The organism is Pseudarthrobacter sp. S9 (assembly GCF_050156545.1).
In the GTDB taxonomy this organism is placed as follows: Bacteria; Actinomycetota; Actinomycetes; order Actinomycetales; family Micrococcaceae; genus Arthrobacter.
The window spans coordinates 3,357,179-3,381,266 of sequence record NZ_CP189576.1; the positions used below are offsets into that span (position 1 = coordinate 3,357,179).

31 protein-coding genes are annotated in these 24,088 nt (G+C 65.5%); 2 read left to right on the plus strand and 29 right to left on the minus strand.

Annotation, left to right across the window (positions count from 1 at the left end):
- Positions 1-15 precede the first annotated feature (15 nt).
- The 15 genes from ACQCSY_RS16030 to ACQCSY_RS16100 all read right to left on the minus strand — a co-directional run bounded on the left by ACQCSY_RS16030 (position 16) and on the right by ACQCSY_RS16100 (position 16,763).
- A complete protein-coding gene (locus ACQCSY_RS16030) occupies positions 16-3,783 on the minus strand; it encodes a phage tail tape measure protein (protein ID WP_427130302.1) in 3,768 nt (1,255 codons plus the stop codon).
- Between the two features lie 18 nt (positions 3,784-3,801).
- The gene (locus ACQCSY_RS16035) at positions 3,802-4,224 is read right to left on the minus strand and encodes an HK97 gp10 family phage protein (RefSeq protein WP_427130304.1); all 423 of its coding nucleotides are present in this window, start codon (positions 4,222-4,224) and stop codon (positions 3,802-3,804) included.
- Between the two features lie 172 nt (positions 4,225-4,396).
- Positions 4,397-4,900 carry a hypothetical protein gene (locus tag ACQCSY_RS16040; RefSeq protein ID WP_427130305.1) on the minus strand — a complete coding sequence of 168 codons (504 nt, stop codon included), beginning with the start codon at positions 4,898-4,900 and terminating at the stop codon, positions 4,397-4,399.
- A gap of 64 nt (positions 4,901-4,964) precedes the next feature.
- Positions 4,965-5,960, minus strand: a complete 996-nt coding sequence (locus tag ACQCSY_RS16045; RefSeq protein WP_427130307.1) for a phage tail tube protein — start codon at positions 5,958-5,960, stop codon at positions 4,965-4,967.
- 16 nt (positions 5,961-5,976) lie between these two features.
- Entirely contained in the window at positions 5,977-6,309 is a 333-nt protein-coding gene (locus tag ACQCSY_RS16050; protein WP_427130309.1) for a hypothetical protein, read from the minus strand.
- An 11-nt stretch (positions 6,310-6,320) separates the two neighbouring features.
- On the minus strand, positions 6,321-6,791 hold the full coding sequence (locus ACQCSY_RS16055) for a hypothetical protein (RefSeq protein WP_427130311.1): 471 nt from the start codon (positions 6,789-6,791) through the stop codon (positions 6,321-6,323).
- Complete coding sequence (locus ACQCSY_RS16060; protein ID WP_427130313.1) at positions 6,791-7,288, minus strand: hypothetical protein; 498 nt, start codon at positions 7,286-7,288, stop codon at positions 6,791-6,793. The genes ACQCSY_RS16055 and ACQCSY_RS16060 overlap by 1 nt, the downstream gene beginning before the upstream one ends.
- Positions 7,289-7,357: 69 nt before the next feature.
- A complete protein-coding gene (locus ACQCSY_RS16065; RefSeq protein ID WP_427130315.1) occupies positions 7,358-8,260 on the minus strand; it encodes a hypothetical protein in 903 nt (300 codons plus the stop codon).
- Positions 8,261-8,335: 75 nt separating this feature from the next.
- Entirely contained in the window at positions 8,336-9,790 is a 1,455-nt protein-coding gene (locus ACQCSY_RS16070; RefSeq protein WP_427130317.1) for a hypothetical protein, read from the minus strand.
- A gap of 80 nt (positions 9,791-9,870) precedes the next feature.
- Positions 9,871-11,220 (minus strand): hypothetical protein, encoded by a 1,350-nt coding sequence (locus tag ACQCSY_RS16075; RefSeq protein ID WP_427130319.1) that lies wholly within the window; start codon positions 11,218-11,220, stop codon positions 9,871-9,873.
- On the minus strand, positions 11,217-11,615 hold the full coding sequence (locus ACQCSY_RS16080; protein ID WP_427130321.1) for an XkdF-like putative serine protease domain-containing protein: 399 nt from the start codon (positions 11,613-11,615) through the stop codon (positions 11,217-11,219). The genes ACQCSY_RS16075 and ACQCSY_RS16080 overlap by 4 nt, the downstream gene beginning before the upstream one ends.
- A complete protein-coding gene (locus tag ACQCSY_RS16085) occupies positions 11,608-14,589 on the minus strand; it encodes a phage portal protein (protein ID WP_427135878.1) in 2,982 nt (993 codons plus the stop codon). The genes ACQCSY_RS16080 and ACQCSY_RS16085 overlap by 8 nt, the downstream gene beginning before the upstream one ends.
- A gap of 24 nt (positions 14,590-14,613) precedes the next feature.
- A complete protein-coding gene (gene terL, locus ACQCSY_RS16090; RefSeq protein ID WP_427130323.1) occupies positions 14,614-16,146 on the minus strand; it encodes a phage terminase large subunit in 1,533 nt (510 codons plus the stop codon).
- A gap of 74 nt (positions 16,147-16,220) precedes the next feature.
- A complete protein-coding gene (locus ACQCSY_RS16095; protein ID WP_427130325.1) occupies positions 16,221-16,430 on the minus strand; it encodes a hypothetical protein in 210 nt (69 codons plus the stop codon).
- Between the two features lie 171 nt (positions 16,431-16,601).
- The gene (locus tag ACQCSY_RS16100) at positions 16,602-16,763 is read right to left on the minus strand and encodes a hypothetical protein (protein ID WP_427130327.1); all 162 of its coding nucleotides are present in this window, start codon (positions 16,761-16,763) and stop codon (positions 16,602-16,604) included.
- A gap of 204 nt (positions 16,764-16,967) precedes the next feature.
- Between ACQCSY_RS16100 and ACQCSY_RS16105 the strand changes: the two genes are divergently transcribed.
- Both ACQCSY_RS16105 and ACQCSY_RS16110 read left to right on the plus strand, forming a co-directional pair.
- Positions 16,968-17,159 (plus strand): hypothetical protein, encoded by a 192-nt coding sequence (locus tag ACQCSY_RS16105; protein WP_427130329.1) that lies wholly within the window; start codon positions 16,968-16,970, stop codon positions 17,157-17,159.
- A 272-nt stretch (positions 17,160-17,431) separates the two neighbouring features.
- Positions 17,432-17,689, plus strand: a complete 258-nt coding sequence (locus ACQCSY_RS16110) for a hypothetical protein (RefSeq protein WP_427130331.1) — start codon at positions 17,432-17,434, stop codon at positions 17,687-17,689.
- A 106-nt stretch (positions 17,690-17,795) separates the two neighbouring features.
- Here ACQCSY_RS16110 and ACQCSY_RS16115 read toward each other — a convergent pair whose 3' ends face one another.
- From ACQCSY_RS16115 to ACQCSY_RS16180, 14 genes are all read right to left on the minus strand, one after another.
- Complete coding sequence (locus tag ACQCSY_RS16115; protein ID WP_427130333.1) at positions 17,796-18,650, minus strand: dATP/dGTP diphosphohydrolase domain-containing protein; 855 nt, start codon at positions 18,648-18,650, stop codon at positions 17,796-17,798.
- A gap of 29 nt (positions 18,651-18,679) precedes the next feature.
- The gene (locus tag ACQCSY_RS16120; RefSeq protein WP_427130335.1) at positions 18,680-19,870 is read right to left on the minus strand and encodes a hypothetical protein; all 1,191 of its coding nucleotides are present in this window, start codon (positions 19,868-19,870) and stop codon (positions 18,680-18,682) included.
- A complete protein-coding gene (locus ACQCSY_RS16125) occupies positions 19,863-20,096 on the minus strand; it encodes a hypothetical protein (protein WP_427130337.1) in 234 nt (77 codons plus the stop codon). Before ACQCSY_RS16125 ends, ACQCSY_RS16120 begins: the two co-directional genes overlap by 8 nt.
- A 210-nt stretch (positions 20,097-20,306) precedes the next feature.
- Complete coding sequence (locus tag ACQCSY_RS16130) at positions 20,307-20,900, minus strand: hypothetical protein (protein ID WP_427130339.1); 594 nt, start codon at positions 20,898-20,900, stop codon at positions 20,307-20,309.
- The gene (locus tag ACQCSY_RS16135) at positions 20,893-21,177 is read right to left on the minus strand and encodes a hypothetical protein (protein ID WP_427130341.1); all 285 of its coding nucleotides are present in this window, start codon (positions 21,175-21,177) and stop codon (positions 20,893-20,895) included. The genes ACQCSY_RS16130 and ACQCSY_RS16135 overlap by 8 nt, the downstream gene beginning before the upstream one ends.
- Positions 21,174-21,470 (minus strand): DUF6221 family protein, encoded by a 297-nt coding sequence (locus ACQCSY_RS16140; RefSeq protein ID WP_427130343.1) that lies wholly within the window; start codon positions 21,468-21,470, stop codon positions 21,174-21,176. Before ACQCSY_RS16140 ends, ACQCSY_RS16135 begins: the two co-directional genes overlap by 4 nt.
- Complete coding sequence (locus ACQCSY_RS16145; RefSeq protein WP_427130344.1) at positions 21,467-21,772, minus strand: hypothetical protein; 306 nt, start codon at positions 21,770-21,772, stop codon at positions 21,467-21,469. Before ACQCSY_RS16145 ends, ACQCSY_RS16140 begins: the two co-directional genes overlap by 4 nt.
- The gene (locus tag ACQCSY_RS16150) at positions 21,769-21,990 is read right to left on the minus strand and encodes a hypothetical protein (protein ID WP_427130346.1); all 222 of its coding nucleotides are present in this window, start codon (positions 21,988-21,990) and stop codon (positions 21,769-21,771) included. The genes ACQCSY_RS16145 and ACQCSY_RS16150 overlap by 4 nt, the downstream gene beginning before the upstream one ends.
- Positions 21,987-22,187 carry a hypothetical protein gene (locus tag ACQCSY_RS16155; protein WP_427130348.1) on the minus strand — a complete coding sequence of 67 codons (201 nt, stop codon included), beginning with the start codon at positions 22,185-22,187 and terminating at the stop codon, positions 21,987-21,989. The genes ACQCSY_RS16150 and ACQCSY_RS16155 overlap by 4 nt, the downstream gene beginning before the upstream one ends.
- A complete protein-coding gene (locus tag ACQCSY_RS16160; protein ID WP_427130349.1) occupies positions 22,184-22,366 on the minus strand; it encodes a hypothetical protein in 183 nt (60 codons plus the stop codon). The genes ACQCSY_RS16155 and ACQCSY_RS16160 overlap by 4 nt, the downstream gene beginning before the upstream one ends.
- Entirely contained in the window at positions 22,363-23,178 is an 816-nt protein-coding gene (locus ACQCSY_RS16165; protein WP_427130351.1) for a hypothetical protein, read from the minus strand. Before ACQCSY_RS16165 ends, ACQCSY_RS16160 begins: the two co-directional genes overlap by 4 nt.
- Positions 23,175-23,444, minus strand: a complete 270-nt coding sequence (locus tag ACQCSY_RS16170) for a hypothetical protein (RefSeq protein ID WP_427130352.1) — start codon at positions 23,442-23,444, stop codon at positions 23,175-23,177. The genes ACQCSY_RS16165 and ACQCSY_RS16170 overlap by 4 nt, the downstream gene beginning before the upstream one ends.
- Before the next feature lie 214 nt (positions 23,445-23,658).
- Complete coding sequence (locus tag ACQCSY_RS16175; protein ID WP_427130354.1) at positions 23,659-23,928, minus strand: hypothetical protein; 270 nt, start codon at positions 23,926-23,928, stop codon at positions 23,659-23,661.
- The gene (locus ACQCSY_RS16180; protein WP_427130356.1) at positions 23,913-24,086 is read right to left on the minus strand and encodes a hypothetical protein; all 174 of its coding nucleotides are present in this window, start codon (positions 24,084-24,086) and stop codon (positions 23,913-23,915) included. Before ACQCSY_RS16180 ends, ACQCSY_RS16175 begins: the two co-directional genes overlap by 16 nt.
- Between the last annotated feature and the right edge of the window lie 2 nt (positions 24,087-24,088).

Below are 24,088 nucleotides of genomic sequence, written 5' to 3' on the forward strand. Positions count from 1 at the left end.
GAGGGACCCCTTTCGTTAGCTGGTGCGCAGGATCCAGGACAGCTCGTTGGAGATCTGCCCTGCCGTTGCGTTGGTCTGCGCGTTGATGGTGATGGGCCCGTGGCCGCCCTGATTGACGGACTGGGCCACTGCCGCTGAGGGTTGCGCTGCGCCGCTGACGTAGCCGGCGGCGAAGCGTGAGCGCATGGCGTCGCCGATGTTCAGCCCGGCGTTGCTCGCTTTGAGCCAGGGCAGGTTCGCCTTGGTCTGTGGCTCGTTCGTGATGAACTCACCGGAGCGGACCTGCAGTGGCTTGCCGTTGACCATCGCGAGGATGTTGTCCACGTTGGGCCGTGACGGTGGGGTGCCGGGGATGACTCCGCCGTCGACCATGCCCATGATCGAGCTGACCGCGCCGCCCGTGTATCCGCCGGGGCCGCCGTTCTGGGCGTCATTGAGGGCCTTGGTTCCGTGGTCGGTCCGGTAAGTGTCGATGAGGACCTGAATCCTCTTGACCGGGTCGATGGCATCCATGGCGCCCTTGAGCTTGTCCGCCTCTGCCCGGGCCTGGCTGTCCATCCACGTCTTGATGTCCACGCCGGGCGGGATGCCCATGACCTGCCGGGCCAGATCGTCGGCATGTGTGCCAACGATGCCCATTTGATGGCCGGAATTCACCAGGTTGTCGTAGGTGTTTTGCAGAGCCGCGGAGACGTCCTTCTGTGCATTCACTCCGTGCGTTGCGGCCTGTTTGGCCATCTCATCGCCTGCATCCTTGACGCCGAAATAGGTGTCCTGGAGTTTCCGTCCAGCCTCCGAGTGCGTGTTGAAGTTCGCCGCACCATCTGTCAGTGCGTTCGAAACGTCGACGTTGCTCTTGATGAGGTCCGCTACGGCGCCGTTGGCTTTCTCGATCGCTTCCTGATACTTGGAGTCGGCCTTCGCTGCGGACTCTGTGGCCAGGCCTGCCATTTGCATGGCGGGCAGGATCCTTTCGACGTTCGTCACAAGGCCATCAGCGGAGACGCCTGCAGCTTCGAGTGACTTTTGCAGGTCCGGGGTGATGGCCTTGACGTGGCCTGAGGCATCCGTATATTTCTGCGTCGAGTCCATCGCGTCGAGCATCACCTTGGGCACCCTGCCCATGGCGAACTCGAGCATCTCCTGCTGGGAGAGGTTTTGCCCGGCAGCGTGGGCGCTGTCGTTGAGTGCTTGCTTGTAGCCGGGCATCACGTCGAGGGCGTCCTGCGCGGTCTTGCCGTTGTTAGTGAACGACAGGGCGAGCTTGTCGAAGACTCTGGCGGCTGTATCGGCTGAGCCGCCGCTGACCATCTTGCCGAGTTGGTCACCCATGGACTTGAATTTGTCCTCGGTCTGACCGGCCTCGGTTTTGGCTTGATTCAGGTGCCCGGCCAGATCATCCATCCAGTGATTGACGGACTGGTTGAAGTCCAGGTGGGTGAAGTTCCTGATGGCCCCGTCTAGGTCTGTGACGTCGGAGGTGGCGTGGCCGAAAACGGTGTCCCAGTTGGAGAACTGGGCATCGAGCTCAACCTTGCCGGCACTGTTCCCGGCATCGGCGAAGTCCACGAGCGCCTTGGTCATTTTCTCGACGTCGACGGTGGCATGGACTGTGTTGGCGCTGATGATTGCGAGCCCCACCGCTGCGATACCGGCCACGATTCCCACGCCGGCAAGTGCCGGGCCGAGCCCGGAACGGAGTACACCGCCCAGGGTTCCCGCATTGCCTGTGAAGGAGGATGTAGCGGCGCTGGCAGACAGGAAGCCTGCGATGAATTTTTGGCCCATAAGGATGGAGGCTGCGCCCATTTCCCCCAGCTGAACCACCGTGGCGATGCCAGCCTTGACCATGTTGATGGTGAAGTTGACGACGCTGAGGGTCACGGCCCCGCCGAGAAGGGCGGCCAGGCTCAGTAGCACCGGGTTGCCTTGCTCGAAGCCGTGGAATACGTCTGTGAAGCCGCCAATGAGGTCCTTGGCCACAGGGATGAGCTTGGTGCCGATTTCGATGCCGAGGTTGGCGACCATCTGCTTGGTCTGGTTCATCTGGACGGACAGGGTTTCCTGCATGTCGGCCCAGGTGGAGATGTCCTGCCCGGTTTTCTGGCCGGCCTCGCCGATGGCCTTGATGTTGGCCTCGAACTCGTGGCTGTCGTTCATCAGGAGCATTGTCGCGGCGCGGGCAGCGGTGACGTTCCCGAAGACGTCGCGCATGGCCGCGTTGTAGGTCTCAATCGCCGGACGCCCGGCCTTGAGGGAGTCGTTGACGCCGGAGTTCGCCTTGTAGAGCCCGGCCAGCTGGAGCCCGAGGGCGCCTGCTGTGCCGCCGGAGTCTTTGGTGGCCTTGCTGTATTCCTTGATGGACACGGACCCGTCAAGCAGGCCCTGAGACATCCGGGCGAGGTCCGGGGGCATCTGCGCGATGATCTTTTGCATGGCCGCCGTGGCGTTGGCGTTTTCCTTCATGGTCGACTGAAGGATTGTCCCGTCCGGGCCCATGTGCTTGAGGATCTGGTCGGATACGATCTTCAGGGATCCGGAGAGGCCGCGCTCGCCGAGGTGCACTGCGAGGTCGGTGGTGTCGATGCCCATCTGGGACATGGCGGCGGAGGCCATGTTGGAGGGCCGCACAAAGGACTGGACGAGGTTGGCGAGGTTCTGCGAGGACTGCTGTGCGGTCTGCCCGTGCTGGGTCATCGTGGCGATGGCGCCGCCGAGTTGGTCGAAGCCGATCTTCGCGGTCGAGCCGATCGGGATTACCGCGGCCATGGAGGCCGCGAAATCCTGCATCGTGGTTTTCGCGGCACCCGATGCGGCGACGAGCATATTGGTGACCCGGACGGATGAGTCCGTGGCATGCGCCACGGTGTCCATTTTGTAGCCGTAGTCCAGCAGCACGTCTGTGACGGCCTGGGACATGGTGGCGAGGTCGACGTTCTCATCCTTGGCGCCCTGCGCGGAGGCCTTCAGCGCCGCGAGGCCGGCCGCCCCCCGGTAGCCAGCCTTCTCCATGATGTACATGCCCTCGGACATCTGCTCCGCCGAGGTGCCGGTGGAGGTGGAGATGTCGAGGATGCCCTTGCGGACGCCATCGAGGGCGCCCATGGATTCACCACCCGCCGTCACGAGCAGCATGGTTGACTTCTCGAACTTGGCCGCCATTTCGGTGGCGCCGACGGCGATGGCCGCGCCTGCCAGCAGGGAGACTGCGGTGATCTTGTTGGACATGCCCACCACTGCGGCCATGGCGGTCTTGGAGCGGGTCGCTGCGACTTCCTGCGCGGCGGCGGCCCGCTCCGTGGCGACGATCTGAAGCTCCGCGGCCCGGACCTGCGCGGCCGAGGCTGCGGTTGCCGAGGCGGCAGCCGCGTCCTGGGCCTGAGCTTCACGGGCGGCGGCGAGTTCGACGGCGTTGGCCGCCCGGCCTGCGGCGGCGACCTGCTTGTCGTAGGCGGCCTGCTGGGATGCGGTCATGACGCCGAGGGAGTCGGCCTGCATCTGGACGGCCTTCGCCTGAGCCTCGGTGGCTCGCACTTCGGCGGCGATGCGCTTGTCCGCGGCGACGGTGGACGCCCTGGCAGAAGTTTCGGCGGCGAGAATCTGCTGTTCCGAGGCTCGCTTTGCTTCGGCGGCGGCGGTGCGGGCGGCTGCGGCTTCCTTCTGGGCGGCGGCTTCGGTTTCGCTGGCGGTCGCCTTGGCGGCGGCGACGACCTTGCCCTGCTCGGAGAGGAACTGTGCCGCGTTCGCCCGGATCTCCATGACGACAGGGGGAAGGAACGACATGGAGGCCTCCGGGGCTGTTTAGAATTTGATGAATCGCGCCCAGTTGGCGGTGGCGATGGCTGCCATTTCGGTGCGCAGGTGCGCGGCGGCGGGTCCGAAGTATGGGTAGGCGCCCGTGGGGGCGAGCCCTAGCTCAACGCGGCGGCCGTATTTCAGGGTTGGGCCGACGCTGGTGGTGTAGCCGCCCATGGCGGTGTGCCTGAGGCTGTCGGCCATGATGGAGCGGCGCAGGTTGCCGGTGACAATGTTGGGCTTGCTCCCGCCAACGTGCGGCTGGCCCTTTTTGTGGGAGCCTTCGAAGTTGTTCTGGGCGTCCCGGACGAGGGTCATAGCCGCGACGCGGACGTTTTCCCGGGCGGCGGCGTCCGCCTGCACACCGGCCCGGACGAACGCCTTCTCCAGATCGCCGAGGCCCTTCCATGCGATGTCATATCCGGTCATGGGAGGGCCTAACTGATGGTCGGAGTGAAATCGCCGTCGAGTGGCGCCGGAGCGCGGGCCGAGTACATATCATCGAGCCGGAGCATCATCTCGATGACCCATTCGGGGGTGTCCATGTAGTCGGCGTAGGTGCCGCCGTAGGTTCTGATCCAGAGCCGCGCCTTGACGAGGTTTAGCGTTTCGGGGTCGAGCTCCGACGCTTCCCGGTCGCCGCTGAGGACGTCTTTGAGTCGCCGGGCCGCCCAGTAAAAGACTCCTTGTCCGCGAGGGTCTCGGAGTTAATCTCGAAGTCAGAAGCGGCATCCGGGCTGCCGAGCTTCTGCACGGCGATGTTCAGCGAGTCGGTGATGTCGGAGGGGATGTCGAGGAGGTCTTCCCATGTGGCCGGGAGCGGGATGTCGAGGGTCCACGACTTTAGCCATCCCCAGGTTGTGGCGTACTGGAGATGTTCGAGCGTCTCGGCCTCGTACTGGGTGAGCCGGACGGCGGGCCCGTCAAGGGCCGGGTTCTCTTCGACACCGGAGGGTGTTTCGACGCGGCGGGCCATGGCGATCTTGGTCAGGAGGTCGTCGGCGCGGTAGAGGATGGCCTTGGCCGGGATGCGGCGGCGCGGGGTGAGTTCTTTGCGGTCGAACAGTTCGGCGGTGCCGCCGGGGATTTCCACGGTGTGGGACATGGGGATACTCCTTGGGGATAAGGGGTGCGGCGGGCGCCTGCAGGGGCGCCCGCCGCGGTGGGGTTTAGTACGCGGTCGACTGGGCGTTGATGATCTTGGCCTGGATCGGTGAGAGCTTGCCGTCGAGCGCGTCCGTGCTGTTCATGAGCGCCTTGAAGCTGGTGGCGATCGTTGCGAACGACGTGTTCGACCCGGCTGGCGCCGCGGAGTCGTAAGCGATCTTGGAGCACTGCAGTGTCAGCGGATGGGTTGCGTCCCCCTGCTGGTACAGGGCCACAGAGAGCGTCGGCTGCGTGTTGCTGAGTAGGGCTGCAAGATCAGTGTCAGCGGTTCCCTGATAGATCGCGAGCAGCGAGCCGGAGACGGAAAGCGGGCCGGCGAAGATGGCCAGCGGTGACTGGGTGCCATTGAGGACGGCGACGGGCGCGGTGGAGCGCTTGATGTCGAAGCTGCAATCGCTGTACTGGGTGGCTGCCACGCCGCCGACGGTGATGGTGGCGGTGAAGGGCGGCATGGGCGGCAGGGTGGAGGGCGTGTTGGTGGGGGCGGTGATGAACGCTCCGGGCAGGCCAATCCAGGTGGCGTCCACGGTCGGCAGGGTGTCAGCCTTGAAGGTGATCTTCAGGTCGGAGATGACCATGCCGGGGATTTGAACGACCTTGCCGTCCAACTGGTACAGGAAGCCGGTGTAGCTCGAGGGCTGGCCTGCCAGGGTGGAGCTGGAGGTGTTGTTCAGGGAGACGGCGTGGGTCACGGTGGGGGTGGTGCCGGTCATCGTGTCCGTGCCGCCGAGGATGGCCATGAGGTGGGGGAAGATCGTGTCGGCGTAGATCATCGTCTTGTAGGACAGCTCGTCGTGGCGCATGCCCTGTGCCTGGCCGTAGTCGGTGCCCATCATGCCGCGCAGGGCCTGGTCAACGAGGGGTGTGACCTTCGGCTCCCATTTGGGGGAGTCAACGGGAATCCACATGGTGGGGGTGGCCACGGGCGTGCCGTAGGTCGTTTCTTTGGCGAGGCCGAACCACTGCTGGCTGCCGGGCCGGGGGAAGTTTGTGGGCATGTCGGGGTTCTTTCAGTTAGGCGGTGGGTTCGGCCGGGGCGGGGGCGCCTTCAGCTGTCATGGCGTCGTGGGCGGGGTCTTCGGTGGCGACGAGCTGAATCGGCACGACCGGTTCCGGGGCCGGGATCGGCGCGCCGTCGGATTCGGTGGGCGGCGGATCTACAGGGGCCTCGGCCAGCTCGGGGTGCTCGTAGGGCTCGTCGGTGCGGACGACATCGCCGGGTCGGGCTTCGATCGTGACGCCATGGACGGGGGCCTCGCCCTCGGCCGGGGTCAGGTCGGCGTTGACGCCCTGTGAGAGGCCGATCAGTACCCGCGGGTAGATTCCGGTGAAGTGGTATTGGGGCATGACGGGTTCTCCTAGAACATGGACAGGTAGGACGCGCTGCTGATCGGCTGCGTCGCGGGCTTGGGCCTACTGATGCGGCCCTTGTGGTGCGTCGTTTTACGGCCGAGGTATTTGCGGTGCAGGCCGGGCTTGACGTGGCGGCCGTGGTATTTCCGGCCCCTGAATTTCCGGTGCAGACCGGCGCGGGTGTGGCGCGGGTGCAGGGATTTCTTCCGGCCGCGGAACTTGCGGTGCCCGTGACGGCCCTTGCGGAGGCGGGGCGCAGCGTGGCCGCGTGCGGCGCGGGGCCCGACGTGCTTCTTCCGGCCGAGGAAGCGGTGGTGTCGGCCGGTCTTGTTGACCTTGGCCTTCCGGTGGCTGGGCGTGGCGCCTTTGACGCCTGCGTAGCGGCGGGGGTGGTGTTTGTGGACCTTGACACGGACAATCCGCGTCTTCCGGACTGGCGCCCGGCGCCGCGCCATCCGGGAGCGGACGGTGGCCACTACGCTTCGATCATCTCGGTGACCTTGAATTCGACCCGGACCCAGGATCGGACCTTGCCTCCGCCGACATCCCAGTGCGGCAGGTCGCGGGCGATCTGGATGCCCTGATCCTGGTTGCCCGCCTCGAAGATCGGGGCGCCGCCGGCGGAACCGAAGGCCCGGTCGGAGCGGATGCGGGTCACGACCTTGTCGAGCAGATCATTCAGGCCGTCAACCCAGACGTCCTTGCTGGCAACGTCGGAGGGGATGACGTACTGGTAGAGGAGGACGAGGGAGACTGTGTAGTCCACCTGCTTCCAGCCGCCGTGCTCGCCGCCGAGCGCGATGCGCGACTCCGAGGAGTGGTCGAGGTGGATGAATGCGGGGGTGCCGGGCAGGGCATTGGTTTGCCAGTTGTCCCCGGTCATCTCCCACGGCGCGTCCTTGTACAGCGTGGTGATGCCGGGTGTCCCGGCGAGGAAGGACTGAATGGCCGCGGTGACGGTCGTGGCGCTCATGGTGGTCCTTTGGGTTTGGAGGGAGCCCCGCCACGTATCCCCACATGAGGGGGCTCCCGGAATGTGGGCTCAGATGCCGCGCTTGTGCGGGCTGAGTAGGTCCATGGCCATGTCCAGGTCGGAGCTGACACCGTTTTCGAGCTTGTCGATGTGGTCCGGCTGGGAGGTGGTGGAGGCGATGACGATGGATTCGGAGCCGCGGGTCTTGATCAGGGCCTTGGCGATGAGGATGACGGCCTGCTTGATGTCCTGCGGTAGTGCGGTGACGGTGTCCCCGGTGGCGTAGGTGCCGACGACGGGGCCGTTGATCGGCACTGCGACGGTCGCGCCCGTGTTTGACGGTGTCCAGGATGTGGAGATGGTGACGACTTCGGCGTTGGTCGTGTTTTGCAGGTTGATCTGCATGCCGGGCATGATCCCGAGCGTGGAGGCCACTGTGATGGTGGTTGCGCCGGGCGAGGCCGCGGATGCGAGCGAAGTATTGGCCCATCCGTTGATGTAGGACACGGCCGCGTACTGCTTGCCGGATGCTCGAGTGAAGGACGGGCCCATGGTGGAGCCGCCGCCGAACGGGACCGTGACGGTCTTGCGATCGATCCATATGTTGGAGAGGTCCGTCATGGCGGCCATGGAGCCGGGCGTGGGGCCGGTGCGGATGTCCGAGACAGCGATGATCGGCGTGTAGTTCAGCGGGATCTTCAGGACCGGGCCGAGTGCGGGATGGTTCTGGACCCGGTAGAAGCCCGCCTGCGTGTCGACTGTCGCGGCGAGGACCTTCTGGCAGAAGTTGTCCGCGTAGGCGCTGGCCCGCTGGAGCTGCATGACGAGGGCCGCGGCCTGCTGTGCCGGGTTGCCCTGCGGGATGAGCTGGGATACGTCCACGCCGGTCGGGGCGGCCTTGAACTCCGAGGGTGAGACGTAGAGGCTGCGGGTTGCGTAGGTGCCCACGTTTGGGGCCGGGATGATAGCCAACGGGACTCCTGTGCGGTTGGGGTGGGGTAGTGCCCCCGGCGTGCAAATCGCACACCGGGGGCACTACCGCTGGGCCTAGTTGGCGGCGATGTTGCTGATGACCGCGCAGCCGACGGGCGCACGGTTGATCAGGGCCGAGGTGGAGAAGACTTCACCGTCGTTGCGGGGACCGCCGCCGGCCACGCCCGCGTTGCGGTTCGTGGCGTACTGGTAGTCCTGGACATCGTCGAGCTGGCGCATTTCGAAGACGTTGGAGATGTTCGCCCCGGCAAACGGTGCGCCGGAGTCGGAGACGGCGATCAGGGTGCCCGGCGCCAGGTTCGGCTGGACCACCAGCGGGACGGGGACGCCGCCGGCCGCCTTGTTGATGTACGAGCCGATGTAGCCGCCGGCCGTGATGTTGTTGCGGCCGTCGCTGGACGGGGTGAGGAACGTGGTGCCGCCGCCTGCGTTGGCGAGCAGCAGCTTGGAGATGCTGTTCGCTTCCTGCGAGGACAGGAGGTAGCGCGTCGGGGATGCCTGGATGTTGTTGAACAGGGTGCTGTTCAGCGCGTCCAGTTCGTTGACGGACTGGCCGGATCCGGTGAAGGCCGCGCCGTCGAGGGACGTGAAGGACGCGCCGGAGTTGGTGCCGGAGCCGCGGGTCACGAGGCCCGTTGCGCCGCCGGTTGCGTAGTCACCCGCGAGGGTGGCGAGCAGGCCGTTGAAGTCGGTCGCCTTGGCCGAGGAGTCCGCGACGGGGACGGACGTCGGGGCGACGCCGTAGATGCCGGGGATGTTCGGGACGGGCTGGTTGGAGCCGGCCGGGGTGGAGGTCCAGACGATCTTGTTGACCGTGGTCGTGGTGTTGTAGAAGCCGTTGACGTACCAGTCGTAGGCGACGGCGCCGGGGATGGCCGGAACCGTTGCGGTCAGCGTGGACGTGGCACCCGTGGTGACCTGCGAGCCCTGAGCGGAGGCCACGGTGGATCCGCCGTAGTTGAAGTTCGAGCCGGTGCGGGCCGCGGCCTTGATCAGGTAGGTGGCCGCCGCAACGGTGCCACCCGTGGTGGCGGTGGACGTGGTCGGGGCCGCCGGGGTCGGCAGCGCGAAGACCTGGCCGTGCAGGAGCTTGCGGTCGGCGCCGATCTTGTACTGGTTCATCGCGTTCATGACGGCGATGGCGTGAGCGTCGGCGTAGCCCTTGGCGAAGTTGATGGCGTCGCGGGTCACGGTGTAGCCGTAGCCGAGCTTGCCGTACGGGGCGGAGACGTCGAGCTCGTTCAGGAGCGCCAGCGGGGCCGCGTAGTCGAACGCGGTGCCGGGGTCGGCCTGAAGGTTGTTGATGTTGGTCAGCACACGCCACTGGGCGAACTTGGCGCCGTCCGTGGCGGTCTTGCGCGGCACAGAGTTGAGGAACGGGGTATTGACCGGGATGAGCGATACGAGATCGCCCAGGTCGACACCGACGATGCCGGTGCCGGAGGTGACGCCGGCGGTCTGGGCCTTGATGAGGGCCAGGGTTTCGAGGGACTTGTCGTCCATGTTCACGGGGGAACCTTTCGGAGATGTTTTGGGGGTTGCCGAAGTGCCCGCGTTCATGCACACGGGCTGGCGGTGGGGCGTGGGGTCTAGCTGTTGAAGCGGTTCTTGATCGATGCGAAGGCGAGGGCCTGTTCGGCATTCGCGAGCATCGACGGGTCACCGGCTTCCTTGGCGATTTCGACGGACTTGGCCAGGTCGACCAGCTCGTCTGCGCTGGCGCTGCGTTTGGCAAGGCCGGCGGTTCCGGTGGCCCCGTTGAGGAGAGGGGACTTCCGGTCGTCAGGTTCACGCCCGAATGCTTCGACGCGCTCCTTCAGGATCTCGACCGTGCTGGCCAGCGAAGATGATTCTTCGAGCTGCTTTACCAGCGGGGCGAGTGCCTCTTTGAGCAGTGCGGCAACATCAGGTGCCTGTGTGACGTGTTCACCAGTTCCCTTTTCGACAGGGGACTGGACAGTTTCCGTGCCGGGGATGACCTTGGCGTCTTCCTCTTCGGCTTCGGCGGGTGCGCCGTCTTCGGGCTGGACCTCGTCGCTGGGGGAGTCCGCGGCGGCCTCTTCGATCGGCTCGGAGGCTTCCTCTGCCGGGGACTCTTCCGCTTCCTCAGCAGCGGCGGCGCCTCCGTCGACGGCGGTGAGCTGTGCGGGGTCGATGACGCCGATGAGCTTGCCGGTGGAGTCGTGGACGGCGAGGAGGTTCTCGGCCTTCGCGACGGGGACTTCGGTGGTTTCTTCGGCCACGGGGGTTTCCTTTTCGATGGGGGCCTCTTCCGGGGCCGGAAGGGAGGCGAGGACTTTCTGAATGGCCGCCGCGGCGTCGCGCAGGGCCGTCTCATTAGCTGCCGAGAGTGCCCGGCCGGCCTTCATAAGCGGGGTGATGCCCTCGAGGGTGGCCAGATCGGCCGGGTCGATCCCTGCCGCGGCCTTGGTGACCGATTCGGCGGCGAGGGTGACCTCGGCCTGTTCCCCGGCGGCGAAGACGGCGAGGATGCCGATGGCGTTGTCGATGGACCATGCGGCGTCTTCGAGGCTCCACACGTTCCCACTGGCGTCCCCGTCGGCCGTGACGGCCTCCACGGCTTCGCGCTCGGCGAGGATGGCTACGGCGTTCTTGGCGCGGGCGAGGATCCCGATCCACTTCTGCGCGGTGGCGGCGTCCACGGATTCCCACTCAGGGGAGCCGGGCACGGCGGAGGCCAGTTCGTCGTCGTCCGCTTCAGCAAGAGGCGCGGTGACGTCGAGGTCATTCTTAGCAAGAGGCTCGGCGTCGGCTTCCTTGATGAGCTCGCGGACGGTGGCCGGGGAGATGAGGCTGGGCGTTTCGTCGGCTGCGGACTTGGCGATCAGCATCCGGTGGCCGTTGGCCGCCTTGCCAACAAGGTCGACGCGGTCAATGCTCACGTCCACCAGTTCCGACATGTCTTCGGGAATGGTCATGGTTGGTCAGCTTTCACTGGGTCGATGGTCGGTTTGCGGCGCTTGGCCGTGCCTTGCGGGGAGAATCCGGTGATGTCGCCGGCCTTGTACAACTGCCAGGCGACGTCGTCGAGGATGGCGCCGAGTAGCCAGTCCCCGGACTTGACGATGACGCCGTCGCCGAGGTCCCAGTCCGGGCCGCGGTAGATGTACGACTCGACGACGTCGGCGTGGCCTTCGGTGCCGTTCTCATGGAAGAGCCCGATGGAGCGTGCGGACTTCTGGAACTCCCATGCGGCTTTCTCCAGCTCTTCCGGACTGAAGAAGTCACGGGAGCCGTCGGCGCCCGTGGCGATCCGGGGATCCGGGCCCGCCTGGTAGGCCAAGCCGAGAACATATCGCTGAGGATCAGACATTGGCGGCCGTTCCGTCGAGGTGTGGTGATGCTGCGCAACGGCAGCGGGGGTGGACCGGGGGTTGTTTGCCGTCGCCGACCTCGTGCGGATTCTGATCCTCGAGGCTGAGGCAGATCGGGCAGGCGCCGGCGGAGGTGACGAGGTCCCATTGCTTGACGCCGAAGAGCCGGTACTGGTCCATGGCGGCGTTCGTGAGCATCCGGGCGGTCTCGGTGTGCGCGATGAGTTCGGCGCGGAGCGGATCGCCGAGGATGTCGTCCAGTTCCCCGCCGATCAGGTCGGACGGTGAGCCTGCGTTGACGCCGTCGGCGATCCGGTAGGCCAGCTTGTTCATCGTGGTGTCGGTGATGCCCTTGAGCGTGATGTCAGCGTCCTGGAGGGCTTCTTTCCAGCCGAGAGCGGTGATCTTGTTGGCGTCGGTCATGCCGGGCTTCCATGTGTCCCATCCGGGCGGGATGGAGCCCATCTGGACCTTGGCGGCCATGATGCCGACGTTGTAGGCGTCGGCCCATGCGTTGTAGATGACCTGTTCGAGGGTGGAGGGCTGGACTGCGCCGGAGAGGACTTGCCGGGCGACTTGCCGGAAGACTCCGATACCCATGTCCCCGACGCCGTCCGTGGCCGTGACGGCCGAGTTCAGATCCTGGGCTTTCCACATGTCAAGGAGCGAGTCCCTGATCTGCGGCGCCCAGTAGTCGGTCAGGGCGAGGTCCACCGCGTGCTGTGGCGCCATAACCGGGGGGTCATCCCTCCAGCTAGGCGTACCAGCTTTTGGGCGGGCATCACTCCCGGGATCGTCCTTGGTGAAGGATTCCCGCGCATGGTCGTTCAGGTGCTTGGCGACGGGGGCCGGGATTGCGGTGAATTCGAAGTCGCGCCATTTGCCGGTCTTGGCCCGGGCCTTGGTGAAGGTACGGAACTTAGACAGCTCGCGGGCGGTTGCCTTGGCGAGCTCGTCTTCGGGGAGGTTGGCGGCGAGCTCCTCGCGCAGGGCGGGGAAGCCGTCGAGGTGGTCCGGGTGGAACCATGCCAGCGTCTCGCCGTCTTCACCGTCGCCGGTATTGATGGCGATCGAGGCCTCGGTGGCGACCTTGAAGACGTGCCCGGCGTAGTTGCCGTCCGGGGATGCCCACGTGCCGGACAGCGTGGCGCCGGCCGGGAAGTCGAGCCCCGTTTCTTCCTCCCACTCACGGATGGCCGCGGCCTGGGCTGTTTCGCCCGCGTCGAGGTGACCGCCGGGGAACTCCCAGGTGCCGCCTGCCGGATCCTCCGGGTCGAGGTAGCGCTGGATCATGAGGACGCGGCCGGTGTCGGATGCCTTGATGGCAGCTCCGGCGACGGTGGCCTCCGCCTTTTCGATCTCGTCTTCGACCCTGTCGATGCCGGTGATTCCGGTGGCCGACGTGACACCTGCCGTGAGTTCCTTCGTAACTGGTTTGGTGACGATGGCCGTTTCGGGGTGCTCGTGTTCCAACTCGGGGAACTGTGGCTCGTCCGGGTTGATCGGTGCACGCTTGAACTCGGGTGAGCCGGGGAGCTTGTCCGGCAGCAGTCCGGGCGTCCCGGCGAACGGGACCTCCGGGATCGGCTGGTCGTCGGCGGGGGCCTTCGTCTCGGTGTCCACCTTGCCGGAAATGGCAAGCAGTGAGACGAGGGGGACAAAGCCCTGGCGGGGAAGGATAAGGCCACGCGGGACGGGGCGCTCGTTGTCGACGGGCAGGCCGAGAATGGACTCGCGGGCCTCATCCGGGGATTCCATTCCCATTTCGATGTAGACCTTGTGCGCCTGCGCCTCGGTGAGACGGTCTTCCTTGTCGCGGCCGGTGTTCAGCTTCACCTGGACGGGGAGTCCGAGGTCGTGCTGGAGGTAGCGGGTGACGATCGTCTCGACGAAGCGGACCCAGGGGAGGGTGTTGACGCGGAACTGGGTGTCGGTCTGCGTTTCCCCGGTTGCGCGGTTCACGTCGTCGGTGAGGCCCAGGTCCTGCGGGACGACGCCGAATGCTCCTGCGACCTTGATGGCAAGGTACTTGGGGAACTCCGGGTCGAACGCTGCCGGGGCCGTGCCGGTGAATTTCGCGCCTGCGGGGACGGCGACGAGCTTGTGCACGATGGACTGGTCGCCCATGAACGTGGCGTCCCAGTAGTCCTGCCACTCGGCGACCTGATCGGCGGAGTTGACGTCCGGCGGGACCTCCATGAAGCCGCCCGGGATGCTGCCCTCTGTGAACATCTGGAGCAGGTGCCACTGGAAGCGCATGTCCGTGTTGACGGTCATCATGATCGCTTCGAGCGGCGCCATGCCGAACGGGGAGTCGGTCTGCGGCCGGAAGCGGGCGTAGGTGATGTCTTCCGCGGTGAAGTCCACGGACGCCTGGCCCTTGATGACCTGCTGGTATGCGGGGGCGGGTGCCTGAGGGCGGCGGCCGTGGTCGTCGATGAGCGGGTAGATGGTGGAGCCGTCCACGATTTCGAGGCCGATGATCTTGCCGTCGCGGTTCCGGCGCCGGTAGAGGGGCCCGGAGTCGAAGGTGAGCAGGTTGTCGATCCACAGCGACAACCACTCATCCCATGAGTGCTCGCGGTCGGGGAAGGACAGTGCGGCGCGGGCGGCGGCCACTGCGGCCTCGCCGTCGCCCTTGAAGCCGTCCATCGGGGTGAACAGCGGCTCCATGGAGCGCAGCTCGTCGATCTTGTGGTTCTTGCACATCTGCGCGATGTCGTAGGAGCGCATGAGCTCGCGCAGGACGTCGTAGCTGGTCCGGCCCCACGCCTGGCGGGAGCGGGTGCTGATGTTGACGCCCATGGGGTAGTCGGTGGCGCGGGGGCGCACGCTGTAGCCTCGGCTGGGCGAGACCGGAGTGCCCGGGCCCATGGAGCCGCCGTTTGTCATCCCCTGAACCACTAGGGCATCACTGATGGACTGCGGTGTTCCCGCTGCCCGTTTGATCAGCCCGTCGCGGAAGAGATCCATAATTCCCAAGGGGTCACCTTCCGGCTAGTGGTTGTTTTTGAGGTCGGCGGCTACTTGCCGCCAGTTGCGTGAATGGCTTGGTACTTCGGTGCCGGATGCTTCGGCGCGGGACTTCATGGCGTTCAGGAACGCGCTACCTTGGCCGCCGCGGAGGAACAGCCGGTTTAGGGCCTGCGTGAGCGCGTCCACCCGGTCGTCGTGGGCGCCGTTCGGGAACGCCGCGGCCTCTTCCACGAGCCCGTCGATCCACGGGGCGATGGACACGTGCGGGAGGTGGATGTTGCCGGCCTCAATGAACGGGGTCACGGCGGCGGCGCGGGCCTCCTTGGACTCCTTGGCCTTGACCGGGATCAGGCCGGGGACCTTGCCCTTGAGGGAGTCGAGGATCGCGGCGCCGTTGGCGGCCTCTTCGACGAGCTTGGCCGAGGCTTGGGGCCACTTGGCGACCATCGCCTCGAACGCGTTCAGCGTCTCGGTGAAGGTCAGCCGCCCGTGCTTCTGGTCGAGCAGGTAGGCGTCGGCGCCGCGCTTGAGCCAGACCTGCCCGGCCACGAAGTCGCTGTTCTGGCTGGCCTTGAACGCCATATCCCACGACAGGATCAGTTCGTCGGCGGATCCAGTGGTGCGGCAGACGCCGTCCGTGTCGATCCAGAGCGGGTTCTTGTAGTACTGCCAGTCCTTGCGGCGGAAGAGGCCGCCTTCGGACGGTGCGGGGCGGCCCTGGTAGAGGGCGTTCCAGACGCGGGACCCGGCGCGTTTGCGGATCGCTTCCCACTGTTCGGCGGTGCGGCCCCGGGTGGACTCGAGGTATTCGCCGGGCATGCGGCCCAGCACGTCTTTCTCGCCCTTGTCAGGGTTGTGGTCGGCCATGGCGGGGATGTTGATGACGTTCCAGAGGTGCCCGTCCTCAGCAGCGAGCAGGCGGCCGGCGAGGTCCAGCTGGTGCCAGCGGGTCATGATGAGAACGACGGGGGCGCCCGGTGCCAGGCGGGTCGATGCCGTGCCCGTCCACCAGTCCCACGCCCGGACCTGGTAAGTCTCGGACTCGGCGGTGTCCATGCCGGAGTGCGGGTCATCGATGATCATCATGTCTGCGGCCCGTCCGGTGAGCCCGCCGCCGATGCCGACGGCGTAGAGCCCGCCGCGGTGGCCGTCGAGCTGCCATTCGGACTGGGCGGACACATCGGGCCGGATGGCGACGCCGAGGTCGCGGCCGTGGGTTTCGATGTGATTGCGGATGGCGCGGCCGTTGCGGCGGGCCAGCGACATCGCATAGGAGGCCGTGACGATGCGGGTGTCGGGCGACTGTGAGAGCACCCAGAGCGGGAAGACTTCGGCGACGCGGGTGGACTTGCCTTCCTGCGGGCCGAGGAAGATCATCGTGCGGGAGTCCGGAGTGACGTACGCGTCGAGCAGTGCCTGGTCGATGAGGTCCAGCGCGGGAGTCTGCACACTGCGCGGGTTCAGGAAGCGGGCGAGGTCACCGGGCGTAGGGAAGCGTGGCGCGGCGCCGGTCTCGAACTGCTTGGCGGCGAGTTCCGCCCATGAGAGCGTCACCTCTGCCGCCTTTCGTTACTGTGCCGTGAGCCCCGTGCTGTGGCGGCGGATGCCGATCTGGCCGGTGGGGTCGGTCACGGCAGATTAGGGAAGGCGTTGATCCACTCCGTCAGCTTGGCGACGCTCGCGTGCAGGGATTCGGTGTCGATCGTGATCCGGGCGTTTCCCTTGGTGCATTCGATGTGGGTATCGATGGGGAGGGCGAAGTCCATGCTGGCCGCGTGGCCGGCGACGTCGATGGTGACGGATCCGGTGATGCTGATGCTTCCGACTGACTTAGCCATTGGAGGCCTCTCGCTTGTATTCGATACACGTCCGACTTGCTTGGCGGCGGATTGTGCGCCGGTATGCCCGCTTGCATGTCCCCGTCATGCAGTAGCCGCATCCGCCGTTCTGGGCCTCAGGGCATCGCTTCGTTGAGCGCAGGCTCCCGCGATGGTCACGGTCGCTCTTGCTCATGGCGTGGCGTTGTGGATGCGCTTGTAGAGTTCCACGCTGTACGTCTTGCAGCGCTGGCAGGTCTGCGGATTCTTGCAGTGCCGGTCGCAGTGCTCGCAGATGGCGATGTTCCCGACGAACACCTTGTCGAGGCCGCACAGGCAGACAATCTTGGTCACAGCGGGCCTCCGTGGTGTGTGAAGTGATTGCCCTGTCTTGCTTGCTTCCGGTAGACGTGGGGCGATAGATTCCGGTGTATTTCGCCGCGCTTGGGTCCGTGATCTTACGTAACGGCTCACTTGGGCGGGACGTGTTGGCTCGGACTGTCGGTGCGCTGAAGTATGCTGGCGCTCACAACGTCAAAACGAGATAGGGGATGGCTCATGGTGGATGTGTGCACGGCTTGCGGGAGCAAGATCACGTACCGGACTACGAAGGTCATGGACTATGACCACGAAGGCATACCGGAGTTCCAGAAAATCCCCGACAAGTGCAGCAACTCGAAGTGCCCAAACGCCGGACCTGAGCTGGACGCCTGGAGCGACTGGTACACGACCATCGCGGGCCAGGTGTGATCCCGACGAAGCTCCGTCATGTGCCAAGCTGCCGACGGTCGGCGCCGGCCACGCAGGTTGTGCCGCAGCCCAAGGGCATCGACAAGATCGTCTTCCGATGTCCGGAGTGCGGTGTCATGGCGACGTCGCGTCTGGATGTTCCCGACTGAGCCGCAATTCTGGCCCTTGATATCGGAGGTTTGCCCACTCCGCCCCGTGCATCTTAGGCCGGGGAATTCTTTGAAACGCCACGTCTAAATGAGGAGATCAATATGGTTAGCGTCAACTGGGTTATGCCTGAGGGTAGTTTCGAGATTCCGGCCAGTGAGCTGGAGTCCAAGCACCTCGGGGAAAGCGTCATGGTCGGAGACATTGAGGGCCACAACACGATCATGGGGACTCTCGGCTCGTTCACGATCGGTCTCCGGCCGCCGGCCGCCAACTCCGTTTTCGGTCTCGACATCCGCTTGCGTGTAGGTCAGATCGACCTTTCCCTGACCGGGTCAAGTCCGATCAGGTTTCTAGACGCTGCCGTAAAGGACAAGGCGTAGTGCCAGGCCCCGCCGTGGTGCACCGTGGCGGGGTCCAGCGTTGCCAATCTCTCGCCCAGGATTGGCGCTGGGTGCTCACATAGGGTCGGGCCAGTTGCCGACTCGCTTAGTCATTACTGCCCCCTTCGACTTTGAAACGATCGTCGAAGCCAGGACGTTCCTCCATGAAGGTCAGCAGTGCGAGGGCGTGGAACGCGACGGACGCCATGTGCGGCAGGCCCATCTCGGCGTCATTGTCTTCACCATTCCAGAACTGTGTGGCGTGCCGCTGCAGGGCGGCGTAGGACTTGGACCACTCATACCCGCGGCGCCAGTTGTGCGCGGCATACTTGGCGGCGCCCTGCCCATAGAGTGCGGCGACGGTGGCCAAGGCGCCCACCGGGATCAGGTCGTAGCGTTCGGGCTTGGTGCCCTTCTCGCCACCGGTGGAGCTCGTGGTGCGGACCTCGTTGGCGCTATTCGTGTACCGGGTGGTCGTGACGACCGCGCCGCTGGCAGCGAAGCTCATACGCTTCAGCGCATCCTCGGTTCGGGCGACTGCCTCACGGATGATCGTGCCGGGCAGGGCTCCGGACGGCTTCAAGTCCGACGGGATCTCGATGATCGGCCCGGACTGGCTGAAGTTCTTCCAATAGGCGACCGGGATGCCGAGCGCACGGCCAAGAGCCACCTCAACTTTCGCGCCAGTGGACTTCTCCCACCCGGGGAGCACCGCGATGGCATCCGCGTGCAGGCTGATCCACCGAGTGTCGGCGTGGAGGGCTTCGCGGAGGCTGAAGCCATGCTCGGCCAGGTTCTCGTTTCCCGTCATGCCCTTTGTGGTGAAGCCAACTGAGCGGTCACGGTCGGCCGGATTGAAAACCTCATGCCCGAGCGACTCCAAAACGGATGCGGCCTGATCGAAGGCGGGAAAGTTGAACTGCGGAAGGCCGCGCATGGGCCCGGCGATGTAGATCTTCATGCTTCACTCCAGGGGGGATAGGTGAGTGACTAGAGAACTTCATAGTGCGAGAATCGGCGCGGGTCATGGTTGCCGATGAGGAACGTGGTGGTGCCGCGGGTGCTGAACTTGCCGGTCCCGTCAGTGAAGGACTTGGAGCCGGGGTCGTTCGTGGTGCACTGGATCCGGTGGTACGGGCCGAGGTCCTCGAGGGACGCGGTGTGCCGATGCGCGGTGGCCCACAGTTGCGGCCGGAAGTCCCGTGTTGCTTGGAGCCATGAGGTCTGCTTGGCAAGCCAGGTCTCTTCGTTGCCGCCGATCTTGTGCCCGTGGGCCATGGCGACGTTCACGCCGGAGAACGTGCCGGTGGTGATCATCTCGTCCCGGGGGATCAGCCAGTCCATGTGCGCGAGTGCCGGGTGGAGGTCGCAGATGGTCTTGAGCGTGTCCCCGATGAAGCCGGTGGAGTTGTCGCTGTCGTCGGTGATCTGCTTGCCGGCGAGGCGCTGCCAGTGCCCGTGGTTGCACAGGCACGCGGCGTAGGTGGTGTGTTTGACGAGCGGGGCGAGGGTTTTGATGCCGGTGAGGTTCAGTTCGATGGCGAGATTCAGCTGGTCGCGCTGGTTCAGGTCCACGCTGTACGTCTGGGAGGTGTAGTGGCCGGTGACGGCTTCGGTGTGGTCGCCCATGTTCGCTATAAGGATGCGGTCAATGTTGACCCCGTCGCGCTGTAATTTCACGACACGGTCTGCGGTCGCGCCGAACGAGTCGAGGACCCGCTGCGTGGTGCCCGCGGTCCCGTCGCCCTCGCCCTTACCGAGCTGCCAGTCAGCCCACCCGACGAACATGGTGACGGGGGCGCCGTCGTTGACATGCTGGGTGCGGCGTGCTGGCCGCCATGCCCGCAACGACTCGGTGAGCGCCTGGACGTCGGCGAGGCCGGCGACCTTCCGGCGGAAGCGGGCCCGGTAGGAGTACAGCTGAATGGCGTCGCGGCTGCCGTCTTTGGCGCGTGCGGACTGCTGCCAGGTGGAGCACCGGATGGTGTCATCGAGGAGTTCGAACTCGTCCGGGTCCAGCTTGAACTGGCGGAAGACGTGATCCCAGTCGCCGTGCAGCTCAAGGGGCTTGTCGGAGCGGACGTCGGTGAATTCCCCGCCGTCGGGCCCGTACTCGCAGGTGGGCGCCTTGGTGGGAATGCCGTCGGCGTTCGTGGCGTCGAGCGGCTCAAGATTACCCACGGCAGCTGCACTCTCTGCGGCGCCAGCGTCGGATGCTGTCCGGGTAGAGCCGCACGGACGGGGTCTGGTCGCGGAGGTGGGCGCTGATCCTGGACGCCTCGAGTTGCTCGTCGTCGAGCCATGAGGTGAAGAGCACCCGGTCCTCATAGTCGAGCGTCGCCATGTATGCGGATACGGCGCATTTGCAGGTGGCCGGCGCGGCTTCCAGCTGGGTGAGGTTGCCCATGATGGTTCACCTTCCGGCCGGGGATGCGTGGCTCATGAGGGCATAAGAAAAGCCGTCCACCTGGGGGTTGGTGAACGGCTTTTCCGCGCCGGCTCATGTTCCGGCGCTATTCAGTTTTTGTCTCAGTGGGGTTAGCCACTTTCGACCCATAAATTACATTAGGACTCAGTTGCCGCATTGTCAACACTTTGGACATGTGAATTGCTCATTTCAAGCATTCAGTGCCCGCAGCTCTTCCGGGACCACGACGCCGACGAGTGCGGTCTGCTCCGGGGACAGCTCCAGCCGCGCCAGCACGCGTTGCATGGCGGTGACGAACATGCCGGCCGTCGCCTCGTCGATCTTGATCCTGCGCTCCTCGAAGCCGGATTTGATGAGCATGTCCAGGAACTTGCCGGTCTGGGCCATGGCCGCCATGTACAGCTTTAGCTCGGTGCGGACCTGTTCGCCGCCCTTATCGTTCTCATACCGGATCTCTTCCAGCGCGTTCACCCGCCGCCCGAGCGCGTCCATCATGTGCGCTGAGGATGCGGCCAGTCGCGACAGCATGTCCAGCGGGTCCTCGATCGCCTCGGTGCCGTACGCCGCAATGGCAGCCTGCGGGTCCGCCTCGTACAGCTCGGTCATGATGCGCCGATTCTCGCGCTCCTGCGCCGCCTTCATCGCCTGGGGGCTGTGGCCACCATGTGCTTTGCAGACGGTCCCGCCGGGCAGCACCTCCGTGGACTGGCACGGGCCACCCGTCCGCTTGCTGTGCGCGCTGCACAGGCCGTGCTCTTCGCCGCACTTGGGGCATTCAGCCATGGGCATTCAGCTCGTCAAGGAACGCTTTGCGGAGTGTGCCGACGTGGGCAGGCCGCTCCCCGGGGACCGCACACATGCTCAGCGCCGCGCAACCGAGGCAGACGATGCACCCATCCACGACGGTGTAGGTGTCGCCCAAGTTCCCGTGGCAGTCCGCGCAGACGATCTCGGCCTCAGCCTCCGTGACCGGGTAGACGTTCGTCACCTGCGGGCAGGACGAGGCGTGGCCCATCCGCCAGTACGAGGCGCAGTGGATGCACAGGTCTGGGTCGCTCACAGCGCCCACTCCTGCAGGTAGTCCGGGTGGTCTGCGTAAACGGCGGCGAGGGCGCGGATGGCCGCTTCTGCCACGAGTGGAGGGCATGAGTCAGAGCATGACTCCCAATCACCGATCTTCACGTAGCCGTCATCATCGGGCGCCATCGCCACAATCGCCCGTTTCGCCGCGCACTCCGCGAGGACGCGGGCATTCATCCGCGTCAGCGTTTGGGTAGTTCCCCATGACAGTTCTCGGTTCGCGTCATACTCATCCTCGGCGATCCGTGCCGATAGGAAGTCTGTGATGGTCACGCCGGCACCTTCCTTCCCTTGTGGATGTGGGCCAGCGGGTTGTCCCCGCTGAAGCCTTTCTCCATGATGTGGTTCCACCAGAACATGAACCTCAGCAGCTCGGTCCCGTCCAGCCGGTAGTCGTGCGCGAGATGCTTGGCGAGCTCGTCGGGTGCGTTGTCGGCGGCCACGGAGGCGTCGAACACACGGGCGAGAGTCTGCTCCGTGATCCACCGGCGGTACTGCGAGTCGATCATGTGCAGGTGCCGGGCCTCACACCAAAGGATCCAGACGTGGCGGCGGAGCTCCGCGTAGCGCATCATGGTAGGGCCTGCCTGATGGTCCTCATGACCTCATCCAGGCTCTGAGTGATCGTGAATCCACCCGCCGCCGCGGAGACGATGGTGTACGCGGGCTCCTCCTGTGCGTGGGCGAAGAAGTCCCCGCGCTTCGGGACGGACTTATATACACCGTTGATGGTGTCCGCCTTCAGGTGCACCGGGTCCCCGTCCTTATCCGTGAACGTCACAAACGCGCTCATTCCCCCGCCCCTTTGTGTGGGTTGTCTTTGGCCATGACGTCGCCGTAGTGCTTGAGGCCCAGCCAGGCGAGGGCGTGGCGTAGGCCAGCCTCCCACGCCTCGGATTGCGCATCCTTGTGCTGTTCAGCGCTGTATAGGCGCGGGACGATGACCGGGTTGGGATCGCCAAAGTCAATGTATGCTGCTTCGTCGTTCATGCCCGTCCCTCCACCCATGTGGCGAAAAGGAACACTGCCACGGCCGGGATTAGGAAGCCGATTGGAATCCAGAACGGCGCGAGGACCCACCACCATGACCATGCGATGACGTTGCACAGCTTCAGGATGATGAAGACGATGCCGAGGACGCTGGCGAACGAGATACCTGACTCTTTCATGCGGACACTTCCTGTTCTTCGGGCCATGGGGTGAGTTTCTGCCCGGCCTCGTACAGCTGCACGAGGCGGGCGACGTGGGCGACGATGTAGGTTCTGTGGCCGCGGTGGGATTCGCCGGCCGTGGTGAGGTATTTCCGGTCTGCCCAGTTCCGGATCCGCTTGGTGTCGAGGGCGATGCCGCGCAGCGAGAACGATCTGCTGAGCGTGGTGGCGTCCTGGGCTACCTTGTCCGCGTGGGCGAGGGCGTGCAGGGTCCGGTCGCGGGCGTCCCATACAGTGCCGCACGTCTTGCATCTGGTGGCGTCGGAGTCCCCGATGGCCCAGAGCGTGTCCGTGCATTCGAAGCCGTTGATGTCGGCGCCGCAGGGGCCGATGTATCGAGTGTCCGGGGCGATGTCGATGGTGCGGCGGATGTTGTTGACCGCGCCGACGATCTCGGAGTACGCGTCGGCGGCGGCTTCGTGCATTGCCAGCCAGTGGACGTGATGCATGAGCCATGAGCTGATCGACAGGGAGCTGTCCTCGCAGGTGAGCTCGACGTCCCGTTCCTCCGACACGAGCCGGGCCCAGCCGACGAGCGCCGCCTTCAAGTCCCCGGACGCTTTGGATGCGCCGAGGTCGTACGGCAGCGGTTTGTCGTCGCACTCGTGGTTGCCGCGGGCCGGGCGCTTGCGGGCTTGCCGGGCCAGCGCAGTCTCGAGGTCTTCCAGCAGTGAGTCGAGGTCACCGAGCGCCTGATCAAGGCCAGCCTCGCACACCTCGCAGATGACCGCGTTGTTGGCCAGCGGGCGGCCGTCGATCGGGCACGTCATTTTCGCCCCTGATGGAACGACGCGTCCAGGTGCATGCAGAAGACCTCGAAAGACTGCTTCCGCGTGAAGGCTCCGGTACGCAGGTAGGCGACGTAGAGGCCGACGTAGAGGCCGGCGTTGTGGGTGGCCATCTGGGTGAAGAACGCGGAGGGCTCGATCACGGCAGGGGTGACGTTCAGCTGCGCCAGGTCATGCTCGACGTGGGTGACGATCGTGCGCGGGGTGGCCGGAGCGGCTGCGGGGACCTTCCGCCAGGGCAGCTTCATTCGTCCCCCAGCGAGTCAAGGTAGTCCTCAAGCCGCATCCGTGCCGGAAGCGTGGATTCCGTGCGGATATGGCAGCGGCAGGTGTAATGCCTCGCGCAAACAGCGAACGGCGTGTTACAGCAGCCGCGTTTGCACATGCGGGACTCCGGGACGATCTTTACCATGGTCCAAGTCTACCGTTTGCAACACGCTTTTGGCGTGTTTCCAGCATCATTCAGTGGCCGCCGTTATCGTCAAGGTCCAGCAGGCTGTCCGCAGTGACGGCCGGCCGCTTCACCAGCTTCTCAGCGGGTGCCGGGTGGACCACCGCCATGAGCTCCGCCGTCGCCTCATCCACCAGCGCGACGGCGATCTTGTGAGCCTCGGCCGCCTGGTTGTACGTCTCCACGGTGGACCTCAAGATCCCCTCCGCACGGGCCCGCTGCAGCTCAGCGCCGGCAAGGTTCCGGGCCGCTTCCTCGATGGTGGTCACCGCTGCCCCCACCCAGCCTCCGTGGCGGCGTTGATGGCCGTCAGGGCCAGCTCCCGGATCTCGTGCTGGACATTGCGGGGCAGTAGCTCCCATTCGACGAGCCGCGATGTCGGAGTCTTCAGGTAGACAGCTTTCGCGGCCGCGTCAACCACCTCAGTGATGTCGGCCATGT

Bases quoted from the DNA above. Each gene is read 5' to 3' on its own strand.
- ACQCSY_RS16030 (WP_427130302.1), bottom strand. From the start codon at position 3,783: ATGTCGTTCCTTCCCCCTGTCGTCATGGAGATCCGGGCGAACGCGGCA.
- ACQCSY_RS16035 (WP_427130304.1), bottom strand. From the start codon at position 4,224: ATGACCGGATATGACATCGCATGGAAGGGCCTCGGCGATCTGGAGAAG.
- ACQCSY_RS16040 (WP_427130305.1), bottom strand. From the start codon at position 4,900: ATGTCCCACACCGTGGAAATCCCCGGCGGCACCGCCGAACTGTTCGAC.
- ACQCSY_RS16045 (WP_427130307.1), bottom strand. From the start codon at position 5,960: ATGCCCACAAACTTCCCCCGGCCCGGCAGCCAGCAGTGGTTCGGCCTC.
- ACQCSY_RS16050 (WP_427130309.1), bottom strand. From the start codon at position 6,309: ATGCCCCAATACCACTTCACCGGAATCTACCCGCGGGTACTGATCGGC.
- ACQCSY_RS16060 (WP_427130313.1), bottom strand. From the start codon at position 7,288: ATGAGCGCCACGACCGTCACCGCGGCCATTCAGTCCTTCCTCGCCGGG.
- ACQCSY_RS16075 (WP_427130319.1), bottom strand. From the start codon at position 11,220: ATGACCATTCCCGAAGACATGTCGGAACTGGTGGACGTGAGCATTGAC.
- ACQCSY_RS16080 (WP_427130321.1), bottom strand. From the start codon at position 11,615: ATGTCTGATCCTCAGCGATATGTTCTCGGCTTGGCCTACCAGGCGGGC.
- ACQCSY_RS16085 (WP_427135878.1), bottom strand. From the start codon at position 14,589: ATGGATCTCTTCCGCGACGGGCTGATCAAACGGGCAGCGGGAACACCG.
- ACQCSY_RS16095 (WP_427130325.1), bottom strand. From the start codon at position 16,430: ATGGCTAAGTCAGTCGGAAGCATCAGCATCACCGGATCCGTCACCATC.
- ACQCSY_RS16105 (WP_427130329.1), top strand. From the start codon at position 16,968: ATGGTGGATGTGTGCACGGCTTGCGGGAGCAAGATCACGTACCGGACT.
- ACQCSY_RS16110 (WP_427130331.1), top strand. From the start codon at position 17,432: ATGCCTGAGGGTAGTTTCGAGATTCCGGCCAGTGAGCTGGAGTCCAAG.
- ACQCSY_RS16115 (WP_427130333.1), bottom strand. From the start codon at position 18,650: ATGAAGATCTACATCGCCGGGCCCATGCGCGGCCTTCCGCAGTTCAAC.
- ACQCSY_RS16125 (WP_427130337.1), bottom strand. From the start codon at position 20,096: ATGGGCAACCTCACCCAGCTGGAAGCCGCGCCGGCCACCTGCAAATGC.
- ACQCSY_RS16130 (WP_427130339.1), bottom strand. From the start codon at position 20,900: ATGGCTGAATGCCCCAAGTGCGGCGAAGAGCACGGCCTGTGCAGCGCG.
- ACQCSY_RS16145 (WP_427130344.1), bottom strand. From the start codon at position 21,772: ATGATGCGCTACGCGGAGCTCCGCCGCCACGTCTGGATCCTTTGGTGT.
- ACQCSY_RS16150 (WP_427130346.1), bottom strand. From the start codon at position 21,990: ATGAGCGCGTTTGTGACGTTCACGGATAAGGACGGGGACCCGGTGCAC.
- ACQCSY_RS16155 (WP_427130348.1), bottom strand. From the start codon at position 22,187: ATGAACGACGAAGCAGCATACATTGACTTTGGCGATCCCAACCCGGTC.
- ACQCSY_RS16160 (WP_427130349.1), bottom strand. From the start codon at position 22,366: ATGAAAGAGTCAGGTATCTCGTTCGCCAGCGTCCTCGGCATCGTCTTC.
- ACQCSY_RS16165 (WP_427130351.1), bottom strand. From the start codon at position 23,178: ATGACGTGCCCGATCGACGGCCGCCCGCTGGCCAACAACGCGGTCATC.
- ACQCSY_RS16170 (WP_427130352.1), bottom strand. From the start codon at position 23,444: ATGAAGCTGCCCTGGCGGAAGGTCCCCGCAGCCGCTCCGGCCACCCCG.
- ACQCSY_RS16180 (WP_427130356.1), bottom strand. From the start codon at position 24,086: ATGGCCGACATCACTGAGGTGGTTGACGCGGCCGCGAAAGCTGTCTAC.